Origin of the sequence: Halomonas sp. CSM-2, assembly GCF_002119345.1 — a bacterium.
Taxonomy (GTDB): domain Bacteria; phylum Pseudomonadota; class Gammaproteobacteria; order Pseudomonadales; family Halomonadaceae; genus Vreelandella; species Vreelandella janggokensis.
The window spans coordinates 70,465-85,193 of sequence record NZ_NBYR01000011.1; the positions used below are offsets into that span (position 1 = coordinate 70,465).

A 14,729-nucleotide genomic window follows, 5' to 3' on the forward strand; every position below is an offset into this window, starting at 1 on the left:
ATTCGTGCTTGGTCGCCCTGCTCATTTATCCCGCTCATTCATCCCACATGGCAGGCGCTTCATAGCTGGCGACGTCGAAGGCATCTACGTATTGGCGGCTGAACCCCGCTGCCTCGAGGCTATCGATGGCGGAGTGGCAAGAAACCGGCAGGCGTGTTTGCAGCGGTACGCCATTCAAGCTGCGGCGTACGGCTCTCAATAGCCGCGTGCCATGACCACTGCCTTTCCACTCCTGGCTGATGTAGAAAAACCGCAGCTGCCAAGCGGCCTCATCATCGGGCCGACAGGCAAGTACCATACCCAGCGGGGGGCCCTCGCCAAGATGCAGTGCTAGCAGGCGCCCCTGCCAATGCATCACTTGGCCCTCCACTTGCTGGAGCCATAGGCCACGGTGAACGGTGAATTCCAGTGCGCGGCGCAATGTTTCAAGCACGCTGTTATCACGTAGCACCCAGGGCGAATGCCCCTTGGCATCTGCCTGGTAGACCGCTTCGAGAAACTTATCGATATCCTCATCGCGCGCCGACTCTAACGGGCGGGCACGCTTCACACCTTGACGCGCAGGGTGCGAAGCGGGCCGGGTATTACCCGAGGTAAACAGCTGCTTAAGTTGCTTAAGCATCGTTATCTCGCTCCGCATAGAGTGCTGACGGCAGTTGGAAGCCTGTCACCTGTGAGCGCGTAAAGGGATTGGGCGCCCCGTTGGCAAACAGGCGATAGCGCATCGTACCGCCGTCAACGTTGAAGCGCAGTTCCAGCTCACGCTCGCCAACGTTGGTGATATCGGCCTGTTCCAGCAGGCGGAACCATGCCCAGGCGCCATCCCGTGTCATGCTGCGAGGCGAGCGGTTGACCTCACTGGGCACCATCGTGACACGGCTCTCCGTTCCACCCCGCAGCGAGTTGGGCCATACCATCGACACGCGCTGGCTGGGGCTATGGGCATACTCGATCAGTTGGCCATCCACGCTAATCACGCTTCGCCGTTTATCGGGGCTCAGGCTGATGGGTTCGAGGGCAAACTCAACGTCCAGGGCACCATCCCGGCTGAAGTAAGCACGCCGAATCTGCTCGGCCTGGTCAACCGCGCTATGCACGCTGTCACGCAGTATCGAATTACCCTGGGCATCCACTAGATGCTCGGGGGCGCCCTCAATGAAAGGCTTGAGGTTATCTTGATAGAAAGCATCCAAGGTGCCGTCGGGCGCAAAGAAGTCCTCGAAGTCGCTCAGCGACACGTCCCGGCTTGCATTGGGTACCAGGGGATAACGCCCGGCCAGCCGCTCCTGGTAGGGTGCCACGACATCATCAAGCCATTGGCGTTCGAGGTGGCGAGTGGCGCTGGCCATCAATAGCTGCCAGCTTTGGTCGGCCAAATCCTGCAGCATGCCACCCACCGGCTGAGGCGTGTTTTCGGCTATTTTTTCCAGGTTATTGATGGGGTCGTCACCCCGCAGCGATAGACGATCACGCACGTTCACAAAGGCAGCACGACCGGCGTCACCGGATTCTTCAATATCGAGCAGATAGTCGCGTAGCTCAGTGACAGCCGCCTTGATTTCCTCTAGTGAAGACGGATTATCATCGCGGGCTTCGCTGAGTTGATTGATGGGTGTGAAAGGCTGTTCAATCTGGGCAGCGAGTTCATAGCGCGGGGAGTGCCTTAATGCCTCACGCGCTTTTTCATCGTCTTCTGGAAGCTCTGGATAAAGGCTTGTGTTGTGCTCAACGGCCGATAGCAAACGATCCAGTGGACGCTTGGCACCCACCAGGGCGTCGGCCACCACAATGGCTTGATGAATATCCGGCAGGGGAACCAGTTGGGTATCGCGCAGGGCATCGCGCCAGCTGACATGGTAGTCACTGACATAGTGCTCACGCAGGGCGGTTTTCAACTGCTGTTTATCAGCGTCGCTGAAGTTGATGTCGTCGCGCTGACCCAGCGTCCACGCATCGATGAGCGCTAACTCAGTCGCATGCTCCAACTCTTGTAAAAAGTAGTTCTCAAAACCCTCACGCGTGAGCAAATACGGTAGCGTCACATGGTCCGGGTTGTCGTTGCGAGCCATGAAAACGGTATCAAACAGCGTGCCCACACGCCGCCGTAGATCCAAGGGGTCACCTTCACGACTTCCCGCTGTTTTCAATGCCTCATACACGCGCTCATCGATCGGCTGGCGTGACAGTTCCTCCTGAGCGGCGACCAGGCTGCCCCTGAGTGGCTCCATCGCCTGCTTGGCTCGCTGGCTGCCATCCGCGATATGCCCTTCCAGATCGGTATGGGCCATGGCGAAGTCAAGGTGATCCAGGAGGCGCTCCTGGACCGCGCCCTGCTGGGGAAAGTCGCCTTGCCAGCGCCGAGCCATGAAACGCATCACCCGGTCTGGCTGACGACCGCTGGCGTCGGACATCATGCGTAGCACGCGCAGCAGGGCGAGTTTTGCATTGCTGCCTGCCTCGGCGCGGTTCATGTCATCCATGATGCCGATCATCAAGGCGGGCAGGAATTGATGCTCAAGCATCGCCACGTAGGCACGCTCTACCTGAGCACCGATGACATGCCCCTGATACAGCCCCATGTCTGCCAGGTACGGGGTATGGGTACGGTATTCATCGAAGGTTTCCAGCGCGCTGCGTAAACGATCAAGCGGCTCCAGCAGTTCATAACCGGTGGGATCATCACTTCTGAAAGCCTCAGGATCAGTGGCCAGAAAGGTTTCGGCACGGGCTTCCACGGCAGATAAGGAGACGCTGTTTTTCTGATAAAAATGCGTCCAGCCCCCCACCAGGACCACGCCCATGATCAGGCAGGCCGCCAGGCTTATATTGCGCGTGCGGCGACGCTGCCGGGTCACGCGGGCATTGTCACCCGCCAGCCCCGCTTCGGGATAAATGATATTTTCGAACAGTTCCTCGGTAAAATAGAGGGCGCTGCGCGTCGCCCGGTGAGCGGGCTGAACGCTTTCATCCATGCCATAGCGGCGAGCAGCGGCACCCACGAAGGGGTCTTCGGGCACTCCCTGCTGATAGACCGAGGTAAAGTAGGTACCGCGCACCATGGCGGCCGTCGAGAAACGATCGCTGGAAAGCGACTCGGTCAAAAAGCCCAGCAGCACATCGCGAAGCCCGGCCAGTTGACGCACGAAACGGAATACGGACTCGCGCTCTTCCCGGTCTCGGCATTCCGACAACATGGTGGGCAGTTGCTTGTTCAGACGCGCAAGCATTTCGTCGTACTCGGCTTCGAATTCGGCTTCCCACTTCCCTTGGGTTTCCATTGAGGTAGGGGTAAACGTAAAACCCAGCGGAGCTTTGCGGGCGGCGCGGGAGTAATGCCGGAAAAAGTCGTCAAAACCATGCAGCAAATCCATTTTACTGAAGGTGACATACACCGGCAGTCGTGTGCCGTGACGTTCCATGAGTTCACGCAACCGGGTGCGCAACAGTGCCGCATAGGCCTTGCGCACGGCGACCTGGGCATGGCTTAAACGAGCGAGATCAAGCACCAGAACAACGCCATCGAGTGGCCGCTGGGCACGATTACGTTCCAACCACTCCACAAAGTGGTCCCACAACCGACTCTGAAGCGCTTGGGGCTCGCCGCCTTCCATCGCGCCCTGGGTGAGCAATTCACCGTCAGGATCGATCAGTACGGCTTGGTCACCGATCCACCAGTCAAAGCCAAGATGCCCTTGTTTGGTGCTTTGACCCGAGGCTTTCATCACATGGGTCAACGCAAAGTTCTGGCCAGAGCGGTTGATAAGGCTGGTTTTGCCGGCATTCTCTACCCCCATGACCAGATACCAGGGCAAGCGGTATCGGCTACTGTCACCCCCGCCCAGGTTGGCGGTAATTTCACTCAGAACGTTGTTGAGTGCCGTTTCCTGACGCTCCACCTGGAGCATCACCGGGTCTTGCTGGCGAGCCTCTTCCTGCTCACGCTCGTCATTCAACGAGCGTAACCGCCGTGCAAGGCGTACCCCCCAGATCACGACGACCACGGTGACGATGGCCAACGTCGCTAGCAAGCGGTTGGTCAGCGGGGCCAGGGGCGTTACGCCAAAGACCTCCCAGCGTGGCCCCAGCCACCAAATGGCAATCAATAACGCCACCACCAGCAGCGCCCAAAGCAGCGTTGAAAGCCGTAACAGTCCTTTTGCCTTGTTGCTCTTGGCCTTGGCACTATTGTGCGCGGTCTGTGCTCTAGATAGGCCCGGCACCCAGCGGCCCAGCTTTGATTTTAACGTTGACCACATTAGCCTTTATCCCTCGTCCCTTGTATTAACGATATCGTCAGTGCGATGCATTGAGTGCGGCTTCCAGCCGCGAGACCAATGTCGGCTCCCACTGCTCTAGCGCCAGCGCCGTGACTGTTTGGTGAAGCGTTCGGTAGTGCTGCTGAGCCAGACTTTCCAGTCCCGCTTCATGTAACAAATCTGCGCTTGCCAAACGCCAATAGGCGCTATCACGTGGCGAGCGGGCACGACTCAATCCTTGATCAAGCACTTTTAACGCGGCTCCGACATTGCCATCCGCCATGGCATCGCGAGCCTCTTGCAAGCCTGCCTGCCAAGCTTCCCCACCGTCGCTTGATGCTCCCGCACCCTGCGAACTGCTGAACAACCACCGTTTTGTTTCATCATCAATAAATGCCACCCCGTTATTAAAGGCCAGGGTGTCGATACCCGATAACCGCTCCACAAAGCGCTGGGCTTCCTCACGAATCGCCTCGGCGCAGCGGGGGTGCCCTAACTGTTTCGCAACCCCTGCGCTCAAGCGATGGCCTTCCAGCCAATAAGGGCTCAACGTCAGACTGTTCTCAATACGCTCCCACAGGTCGTGATCGCTTCCCCGCGCAATCGCGTCGCGGTAATCGGCAACCCGGTCAGCTGAAACAGGCGCCAGTTCGGTTTTACCGTCCTCCCTGGCATTGGGAAGTGCCTGAATCGCGCCCCAGATCGCGAAACGACGCAATCGATAGGCCAAAGGTTCTCCGGGGGTTTGCTCGAGCAGGAAATCGGCCATCTTCAACAAGCTTTGGCGATTCGAGCGCTCGTTTCCGGCTTCCATGCGCAGCTCAGGCGCTTTGGCTGAAGAGGGCTGCGTTGTCGTCGCCGACTGTCTATTCGCATCAGGCTGGTCAGGCAGCGTGTTGTCCGACGGCGTTGTCTCGGCAGCGGACGTTGATGCTGTCGGCCGTTGGGCAAGCAATTGTCGGCTCAGCTCATCCAGATTCTGCCCGGGCAACGCGTTCGCTTCTGCTTGCTGCTGGAGCTCTTCAAGCGATGCCTGACAGGCCTCAAATTCATCCTCTGCGTTGTGAAAATCGAGGCTCGACACCAACTTCACGCTGCGCTGGGTGAACTGCTGAAATAAACGGGTACGTAGCTTGGCACCCCGGCTGCCCGAGAACGGGTAAGCCTGTGACCACCAGGGCTGGTCAACGCTGCGGGCAAGCAGCCGCAGCGAAAGCGCAAATCGCACGCCATTCCCGCCGTGCTGCAGGCAATGCACTAAGTGCCCCAACACCTTTAGGTCCTTGCCTTTGTCGCTCAGCATCCGCACGGCAAGGGTTTCAGCGGTGTCCCAGTCAACGTGGGCATGCTGCAACGAGCCTACCTTCATCATTTCTTCATCGAGCGCCAGATAGTCATTGGTGTCTTCCAGCGGCTCGCCGACGGGGTGCCCTTCATCGTTAACGTTCAGCGGAGCCAACACGGGCGTTAGATGATCTTCAACGGTGATGCGCATTGAGTGACTCCTTTACCAGCGACACGCATTGCGCAGTGGTTGAATATCCTCACGAAGGCCTGATACATCAAAGCGCAGCCCGTCCAAGGCACTCTCATCACTGCGTAATGTCAGTTCCTCTGCACTAAGTAATTGGCGAAGGGTATCGATGGCAGGCAAACCGCGGCCGCCGCTAATCACCTGCCCACCGTCACGAACCCGCCACTGCTGCTCAATAACGCCTCCATGACCGGTAAGCTCAAGCGTCACTCGGGCGCTATCTATGGCTACCGGCATATGCAGTTGAAACCGGGTAATCAGCTTTTCACAGGCCATCACCATGATGGGCCTGGGCGGTGTGGTGCCTAATGCGGGCACACTGATCAGCACGTCGCTGCCCGCTTCGCGTATGATCAACCCCATGTCGTCGCCGGAGCGCGCCGCCTCCTGGCGTTCAATGGCGTGCCATAACGCGGGCAATTCGCTGGTGTCGACGCTTGGCGTTGGCGTTTTAAACAGCGCGTCGTAGCAGTTCAGGCGCTCTAAACGGGAGGACTCCTCGGCGCATGCCCGGGCATTTTCCAGCAACGCTGTGGACCCTTCCGCGCGGGAGGGGTGGCTTAATAGCGTCAATAGCAAAAGCAAACCACCGGCTAAGACGTGGCGGTTTAACAACATCGTGTTCATTTGGTATCCAGTTCTAATAGCTGGCATTTATGGGCCAGGGTTCGCTTGGGTAAACCGAGGCTTTCTGCTACCTGGGCACGATTGCCCCCGAACCGCCGCAAGCGTTGACGGATAATGGCGGACTCGACATCGCGCAGGGCTTGGCGCAGGTCATCAATGTCATCGGGTAGTGCGAACCCAGCGTCTTCCGTCACCTCCGATGCCGATGAGGCTTGATCGCTTTGTTCACCTGGCAACAGGTAAGCGTCGATATCGGCCCCCTGAGGCGTCATGGCGCAGGCATAATCAATCACGTTTTTTAGTTCGCGGACGTTGCCCGGGTAATCGCGGCGATACAGCAGGCGCAGTGCGGCGGGGGTAATGCCCATTTCGTCCCGTCCTTCGCGTTCACAAAAGTCGCGAATAAAGGACTGGGCTAACGTGGCAATATCGTCGCGCCGTTCGCAAAGTGGTGGCAATTCAAGAGGGAACTGGCCTAACCGGTAGTAAAGGTCTGCGCGAAACCGCTGCTCACGAATCTGTTCACGCAGCGGTTGATGCGTGGCCGCCACCAGGCGCAAATTCGCGCAGCGTTCCTCACTGGCCCCGAGCGGTCGGTAGCGGCCGCTTTCCAGCACACGCAACAGTTTGGCTTGCAGGGCTAACGGCATATCACCAATTTCATCAAGGAATAACGTGCCTCCATCCGCTTGGCTGATGAGTCCTTCGCGGGCCTGGTCGGCCCCGGAAAAAGCCCCCTTGGCATGGCCAAAAAGCTCTGACTCAAGCAGCGCTTCGGGAATGGCGGCACAGTTAATCGCCATGAAGGGACCTTTTGACCGTCCTGAAAGCTGATGGATAGCCCGAGCCACCCGGTCTTTGCCCGTGCCGGTTTCACCCTGGAGGAGGACTGCCAGATTTGTTTCGGCCGCACGCACCACATGCCGGCGCAGTGCTTGCATGGCTGACGACTGACCCAGCAGGTCGTCGGCGAGCTGATCAGCCAGTGCCTGGCGACGGGCACCATCGTTCAGTTTGGCAAGCGAATCTTGCAGCAGGCGTGAGCGCTGACGCTCCCCCTGCTCCCGGGCCAATCGGGCCCATACACGGCACAACAAGGCATCAAACGCCACCATGCCGGGGTCTTCCGTCAGGCTGCGTAGCCTTGACTGGGTGCCTACCAATACCATCACCCCCAGCCATTCGCGGCCTTTGTCCGCCGCCCGCAGGGGGCGGATGTGCAGGTACGAGCCTGCGCCAAGTGCGGCCACCTGTTGCTGGAAAGTGGCATCATCCAGGCGTGTGCGTGCATCGGCGACGCTAAGGGTCAACGCTTTGCCGCTGCGAATGACGTGGGCATAGGGGTGATTGAAATCGCTGCAATCAAACTGCCCCTCATCGCCATCTCGCCCCAGCCAGCGGCCGCTGCCATCGATATACAGGCATTCGGCCGATGCCAGCCCCAGTTGGTCTTGCAGCAGTTGGGCTGCTCGCTGGCGCAACATCGACGTTGAGCGACTTTCCACCAGCATCAATGCCAATGGCATAGCCGCCAGTTCAGCTGATAACGCACTCTTGGCAGTGGATGTGGCATCGGCAGCAGACGTCATGGTGTCAGGCTACCTCCGCCGTAAAGCTGCCGTGATCAGGATCGACTCCCAACACAACGCTAGCCACGCTTTCACGACGCGCCATCCGCTCAAGCAGTGCACGGGAAAGCGGCGGTAACAACTCGCCGTCGATCACCGACTCCAGCATGCGGGCCCCATTTTCACTGCGCGTTGCCCGAGCACAGATCGCCTCGACCAGTGCATCATCCAGTGTCACGTCTACCTGACGGTGGCGTTCGCGGATGCGCGCCGCCAGGGTGGCAAGCTTGGCATTGACGATAGCACGGAGGGTATCGCCCTCTAGTGGTAAGTAAGTCACCACTTCCATACGTGCCAGCAAGGCCGGCTTGAAGAAGTCGGCCAGCTGCGGATAGAGCGCATCGTCGCGTGCCGTGGGGTTATCACGGTGAGCGACGATGGTTTCATAACCCAGGTTGGAGGTGAGGAAGAAAAGCACGTTCTTACAGTCGATCAACCGGCCTTCCCCATCCGCCAGCTCGCCTTTATCAAACGCCTGGTAAAACAGATTGAGCACATCAGGGTGGGCTTTTTCCACTTCGTCCAGCAGAACGACCGAATAAGGGCGCTGACGAATCGCCTCTGTCAGCAGCCCACCTTCACCAAAACCGACATAACCGGGCGGCGAACCAATAAGGCGGGATACTGTGTGCTTGTCCTGGTACTCGGACATGTTGATCGTCGTAAGAAACTGGCGACCGCCATACAGCTGGTCGGCGATCTGTACCACGGTTTCGGTCTTGCCGACCCCGCTGGGGCCAACGAGCAGGAAAGCACCCAGCGGCCGCCCAGGGCGACGCAGGTCGGCACGCGCGGTCAGTAGATGACGGTGGATACGTTCAATGGCAGCGTCTTGCCCCTGAATCATGTCACCAAGGTAGGCAGGTAGCGCGGTCAAACGCGTTAATTCATCGCTTGTCATCCGCTCAACCGGCACGCCGGTCCAGTCGCCAATCACCTGGGCAACTTGCGCTTCTTCAACGCTCGGGTTGACCAGGGTAAAGGTCTGCTGCAATTGGGCTAGCTGCTGTTCACGCGCCGCCAGCTCGGCGTGCAGGGAAGAGGAAAGCGGGTCTTCAGCATGACTGCCGTCATCGAGTAGTTGGCGGTGCAAGGCGACGATGGCATCGACACATTCACGCTGCTCGCCCCAGGCCGCTTCCAGCGTCGCCAGTTCATCGTCGAGGTTGGCTAAACGCTCGTCGAGTTCCTGACGGCGTGATACGTCGACGTCTCGGCCCAGCAGCGTTTCACGGGCTAGCTGATCACGTTCGCGCAGCGCTGCGGTATGCTCGCTTTGCAAATGGCTAAGCTTTCGCGGCGGTGTATCAAGCGTTTGTGCCAGGCGCGTGCAGGCAGTATCCAGCACGTCGATCGCCTTATCCGGCAATTGCCGACCGGCCAGGTAGCGAGCGGACAGGGCCGCTGCCGCTCTTAGGCCACTGTCGCCAATCAGTACGCCGTGGGCCTGTTCATAGACATCCCGTAAGCCCCGCAGAATCACCAGGGCTTGATCGACGCTGGGCTCAGACAGCGTAACGGGTTGAAAGCGCCGCGAGAGCGCCGGGTCTTTTTCAAAGTATTTCTTGTACTCCCGCCAGGTAGTGGCGGCGATGGTGCGCAGCTCCCCTCGCGCCAGCGCTGGCTTGAGCAAATTGGCCGCATCACCACCGCCTTCCTGGTTACCCGCACCAATCAGGGTATGCGCCTCATCAATAAACAACAGCGTGGGGCGCGCCGCGTTCTTAACCTCGTCAATGACAGCTTTAAGCCGTTTTTCAAACTCACCTTTGACAGCCGCCCCTGCTTGCAGGGCCCCAAGGTCGAGCGTGAGCAGCTCGACATCGGCAAGCGCCGCAGGCACCTGGCCGGCCACAATGCGCGACGCGAGACCTTCAACGACAGCACTTTTGCCGACCCCGGCATCGCCAATTACGATGGGGTTGTTTTTGCGTCGACGCCCCAGGATATCGAGCATCTGGTCAATCTCAGGGTCGCGCCCCAATACAGGGTCGAGCGTGCCTTGTCGCGCCTGCTCGGTGAGTGAGGTAGCGAAGCGGGCCAGCGCACTGTCGTCAGCGTCAGCGGGTACTTGGCGTGGAAACCCCGTTGCCTCGTCCTGGGGAGCTTCGGCTGAATGCGCGGTTATCTGATCCAGGTGACGGCGCAGGCTTTCCCGGTTGATGTCGGCCAGCAGCCTTACCACACCTGCCCCCAGGTAGCGTTCCGGGTTATGCAGCAGCGCGGTAAATACAGCGCCGCTTCGCAGGGTTGGGTGCTGATACTCGGTGGAGGCAAGTAACCAGGCATCTTGAAGCAGCTCGACCAAAAGCGGTGAAAAGCTCGGCGTTGCCACCTCTACCTCGCGGGGTGGGCGTGTTTCTTCCGCCAACTGCGCACGTAACGGTGCGATATCCATATCCAGGTGTTCACATATGATGCGCACATCGCACAGCGGCTGATCCAGCATGGCTTGCAACAAATGCCCCACCGTCACCTCGGGCGCCTGCTGTTGCGCACACAGCAACGCGGCTTGCTCTAGCCCTTGGCGAGCAATCGTATTAAGACGGCCAATGAGCGCTGGTAGCTCTACCCTGAGCATGGTTTCTCCTAACGGTAAAGTTGATTAAGTAGCGAGGTAATTTGTGCCGCCTGTTGGTCCAGCGACCAGGAAAAGCCCCAATAAACGCCGACCATGGCGATACCAAACAACGCAAAGATGCCCCAGGTAGGGAAATGCGTTGAACGGCGTTGATGCCCCTGCACGACATTATCGAGGGGGTGGGTTAGCGCTTCTTCACCTGGCTCCTCGAGGCTGTTTAGCTGGTCACCCAAGGCCCTGACAACTTGCTCGTACTCTTCACGACCGTGAGACATCACCCGGTATCGACCTTCAAAGCCAAGGCACAGGCACAGGTAAATGAACGCCAGCATGTCTCGGTAGCGTTGGGGTTCTTGCTGGAGGCGGGCAAGAATCGAAAACACTTTTTCACCGCCCCAGGTTTCGTTATGAAAGCGGGTCAACAGCGAGTGTTCGGCCCATTTACTTTGCCGCCCCCAGGGCATGCCCATCACGGCCTCATCGATAAACGAACACAGCACGTAGCGATAGGCGAGCAGCGTGGCTCGGTCATAACCCTGCTCGGTCAGTTCGATTTCAATGGCAGCGATTTCATCGACAACCTGACGGTAAAGGCGCTCAATATCGCCCGCTTCATCCAGTTGCCGCACCCTGACCACCATGCCCAGCAGGCTGCTGGCCGCATCAACCAAAGGATTCAGGTTATGCCCGCGCAAGCGGAACCAATAATCCTCATCGGCATCAAGCTGCTCGGCGTGGCTATGAATCAAATGCTCCAAACCACGCTCGTTAATTAGATCCTCATGACGCACGCTGTCATTAGGTGCCTGGGAACGGCTCAAGCTGTGCGAATCGGTGGCAAGCTGCTGCATGGTTTAACTCCTGATAGCCCAGAACTGCATTTCCAGCCCTGGAAATTCACCGGCGACGTGAAAAGCAAAGCCGCTGGCACCGTTGAGCATGCCCCACGCCTCGCTTTGGCGGTCGAGCTGGAAATAGCTATAGCCAGCGTGATAGGGCAGTTCGCGGGGAGCCACCGGTAACGGCTCAAGCGGAATGCCGGGTAGCTGAAGGCTGATGAGATCGCGGATTCGCTCGACGCTCGCCACCTTGGTTTGCTGTAAAAACAGCTTGCGTAGCCGTTCATTGGGCATGTCGGCGCGCACGGCGAGGATGAATTCCGCAGATTCGATCAGGCTAAGGTCAGACAGCGGCGCCACTAGCAGGCCATAGCGTCGTGTCTGCAGCTGGATAGCCACGGCACGGGGTTCGAGCACCGTCGACAGCGCCTGGCGAAGCATTTTCATCAACGGATGAAAGGCGCCTTCCGGGTGATCGTGGTCGTAGGCAGGACACTCTGGGGGCAGCCGTGATTCGTCAGTGAAGGTGACAAGTTCACAGGCCACTTCATGCATGGTGTCGTAAAGTCGCTCAGGGTGCAGTTGACCCAACCGAGCGAGGTGCTGAAAACGCGGCTGGGCGCGGTTAAGCAGTTGCAGCAACATAAAATCGGAGACGTCAGCGACGCCCGCCTGATGCGGGGTTGACAGGCGCTGGGCAATGTTACGCGCGCGCTCACGCATCAACCCGGCCATCTCGCCCACAAAGCGCTGCAACCCAGGTGCCGCTTGCACATTGAGCAGCGTTGGCAAGAACTGCTCATCAAGCACCAGGCTGCCGTCAGGGCGACGCTCTACAATGCGCGCAACGGCGAGGCAGGCGTAGCCGCTACGGTCATCGCGTTCGAGCAGCAAGCGGGGCGACACCCGAGCGACATTGATATCGGTGGACACGCCCTCCTGTGAGTGAAGATCACGCACGCTGCGCGACAATAACCGGTAGCGCGCCGGCAAGTTGTCTTCAGGCCAACGCACTTCGCCAATACCATCGGTTGCCAGCGGCAAGCCTAGGTACACGACCTGATTGGTAATACTGGCGTCACTAATTTCCAGCGGCGCGGGCTCAACGTCATCGCCTGGCAGGTGAAACGCCACGCCGTCGGGCATGACGCCACTTGCCCGACTGATGGCGATGCGGCCAAAACTGAGGAATTCATTATTGAGTTCCAGCGAGAGAAAGCCGTATAAATAATGGCTTACCCCCTTTAAGCGCGTATCCAACATCCCTTCCAGGCTGCGCTGCTGTTGCTGGAAGTGCTGAGGCTTAATGAATAAGCCCTCGCTCCACACCACACGATTCCGGCTGGCCATTATCCCTCCTTCCTTAACTCAACTTCGCTGTCACGGAGGTGAACCAGCAGGTGATAGTGCTCGCCACGGCTTTTCACCTTGACGACCTTCTTCCATTCCGCCTCATTGGGAGAGGCGTAATACGCAATCAGCCCGATATAGCGAGTGTTTTCATCAACCTCGAAGGGCGCGTAGAACTTCCACTGCTCCGGCAGCAACGTAAAGTCGTCGTGGGCCAGGTAATTCGTGCCAAGGGTTTCTTCCAGGTCGCTTTCCAGCTGACCTAAATCCGCTGCCATTAGCATTGAATCATCTTTCAACTGCAGGACTTGAAAGCGAAGCGGTGTCCCCTCGCCTTCCACGTTAGGGTTCACGTCAGGTTCCGCCAGCATGCTGAGGTCAACCTTGGTAGGCTGATCACCGGGATAACCCACCGGGATGTCGGGGTCCTTCATGACCTGCCAGGCTTTACTGGTAGCTTCCCGAGTCGACGCGCAGCTTGTCAGCAGCAAGGTGAGGCAGAGCAGTCCGACAAGCCTTGCGATACCAGGCGCAATCATGCGTCCTCCCGCTGCTGGCGACGCACAGACTGGTCGTAGGCTTGCTCAAACACTTCCCAAAACAGCTTTTGAAACCCTTGCTGCCGGTCAGAATTCAGTTCTCGGTAATAGTGGTCATACATTTCCCACGCCCAGCCACTTTCGTTATCGATACGATTTCCGGCGCCGCGATAGGCATGAAAGCGTTTAAGCAACGCCTCGGGGGAAAAGGCGTCCAGAATGGCGCTCAATGCGTGGCCAATGGCGTCTTCGACCGCCGCTTGATGCTGGCCTTGGTGACGCAGACTCTCGGCCACGGCTTCCGGAGCTGATAGGTGTACTGGACTGCGGGACGCCGACAGCATGGTTTCAGCCGTTTCCTCGAATGACTGCCCTAATCGCAGCGGATTGTCTTCGATCGGTTGCAGGCGCCGGTCACGTAGCGGGTACTTACTGTCATTTTGGGTCTGTTGTAATACCCGCAGCCCGTCGATGGCAGCACGCAGGGTTTGGCCGGCTTCTTCCAGGAAAGCTTGTTGCTCTTCACTGTCCCGAAAAGGCAGGTCAATCCCCAATCCCCGCAGCAATGGGTCAGCACCAACATGGCTTAGCGAGCGCGTCGTCGGTTTTTGCCAACGGTCTTCCAATTGCTCACCCACCGAGCGTTCCAGGTCATCTAATTGCCGCTCATCCATGTTATTGCTCCTGTGCGTTTTTTGGCCGTTAAGAGAGGGTATGTCTGGCAGGCTCACCGCTTCGTGGCGGCGCTCTTGTTGAGCCCATTGCTGATATTCATGGCGCTGGGAAACGGGCAGTGTATCGACCGATTCCAACATGGCCGGTCTGGGAGCATCGTCTTCCAGTGCCACCATCGGGTCGTGCTGCAACGATCCAGGGATGACACCGCCCAGCGCTTCAATAGGATCTTCGCGTTGTGGTTGCTCACGACTGGGACCGTGGCTCCCCACCGGCGACGCATACCCATGGACGGTGACGTCTTCGTGCTCCTCGTCAACCAGAGTCGCGAGCGAGTGCGCGCCAGGCTGCCAGGACTGACGATCGCCAAGATGCACTTTCAAGCGGTACTCACCGATCAGCAGCTCGTCACCGTCACGCAGTGCTGCTTTCCGGCCACGCCCCAAAGGCAAGGTCGAGCGGTTGATGAAGGTTTGCCCACTGCTATCGATGAGGCAAAATTTCCCGTCAATTCTGGTAATGTCGGCGTGGCCGGGCCGAATACGCCCTCTATGGTCTTGCAGTAGCCAGTTATCGTGCGTGCCGCTGCCCAAGGTGCCACCGCCGCCACGGAAGACGAAACTGCTCGTCGAGCGCCCTTCGAGCGCTTCACTGTTGACAACCACCAAGGTGATGGCATCGGTCTGAATGGCATTCATGG

The 14,729-nt window shown here is 58.7% G+C and carries 10 protein-coding genes; all 10 read right to left on the reverse strand.

What is annotated here, in order from left to right; translation table 11 throughout:
• Positions 1-34: 34 nt before the first annotated feature.
• From B7L15_RS11070 to tagH, 10 genes are read right to left on the reverse strand one after another with little or no spacing between them, the layout of a single operon-like run.
• Positions 35-622, reverse strand: coding sequence for a GNAT family N-acetyltransferase (locus tag B7L15_RS11070; protein ID WP_085919036.1), 588 nt, complete (start codon positions 620-622; stop codon positions 35-37).
• Positions 615-4,256, reverse strand: coding sequence for a type VI secretion system membrane subunit TssM (gene tssM, locus B7L15_RS11075; protein WP_085919037.1), 3,642 nt, complete (start codon positions 4,254-4,256; stop codon positions 615-617). Before tssM ends, B7L15_RS11070 begins: the two co-directional genes overlap by 8 nt.
• A 37-nt stretch (positions 4,257-4,293) precedes the next feature.
• On the reverse strand, positions 4,294-5,751 hold the full coding sequence (gene tssA, locus B7L15_RS11080) for a type VI secretion system protein TssA (RefSeq protein WP_085919038.1): 1,458 nt from the start codon (positions 5,749-5,751) through the stop codon (positions 4,294-4,296).
• A gap of 12 nt (positions 5,752-5,763) precedes the next feature.
• Positions 5,764-6,417 (reverse strand): type VI secretion system-associated protein VasI, encoded by a 654-nt coding sequence (vasI, locus tag B7L15_RS11085; RefSeq protein ID WP_085919039.1) that lies wholly within the window; start codon positions 6,415-6,417, stop codon positions 5,764-5,766.
• Complete coding sequence (locus B7L15_RS11090) at positions 6,414-8,006, reverse strand: sigma-54 interaction domain-containing protein (RefSeq protein WP_085919040.1); 1,593 nt, start codon at positions 8,004-8,006, stop codon at positions 6,414-6,416. Before B7L15_RS11090 ends, vasI begins: the two co-directional genes overlap by 4 nt.
• Positions 8,007-8,010: 4 nt before the next feature.
• A complete protein-coding gene (tssH, locus tag B7L15_RS11095; protein ID WP_085919041.1) occupies positions 8,011-10,626 on the reverse strand; it encodes a type VI secretion system ATPase TssH in 2,616 nt (871 codons plus the stop codon).
• Between the two features lie 8 nt (positions 10,627-10,634).
• On the reverse strand, positions 10,635-11,477 hold the full coding sequence (gene icmH, locus B7L15_RS11100) for a type IVB secretion system protein IcmH/DotU (RefSeq protein WP_085919042.1): 843 nt from the start codon (positions 11,475-11,477) through the stop codon (positions 10,635-10,637).
• A 3-nt stretch (positions 11,478-11,480) separates the two neighbouring features.
• A complete protein-coding gene (tssK, locus tag B7L15_RS11105) occupies positions 11,481-12,815 on the reverse strand; it encodes a type VI secretion system baseplate subunit TssK (protein ID WP_085919043.1) in 1,335 nt (444 codons plus the stop codon).
• The gene (tssJ, locus tag B7L15_RS11110) at positions 12,815-13,354 is read right to left on the reverse strand and encodes a type VI secretion system lipoprotein TssJ (protein ID WP_085919044.1); all 540 of its coding nucleotides are present in this window, start codon (positions 13,352-13,354) and stop codon (positions 12,815-12,817) included. The genes tssK and tssJ overlap by 1 nt, the downstream gene beginning before the upstream one ends.
• The gene (gene tagH, locus B7L15_RS11115) at positions 13,351-14,727 is read right to left on the reverse strand and encodes a type VI secretion system-associated FHA domain protein TagH (RefSeq protein WP_085919045.1); all 1,377 of its coding nucleotides are present in this window, start codon (positions 14,725-14,727) and stop codon (positions 13,351-13,353) included. Before tagH ends, tssJ begins: the two co-directional genes overlap by 4 nt.
• Positions 14,728-14,729: the final 2 nt, after the last annotated feature.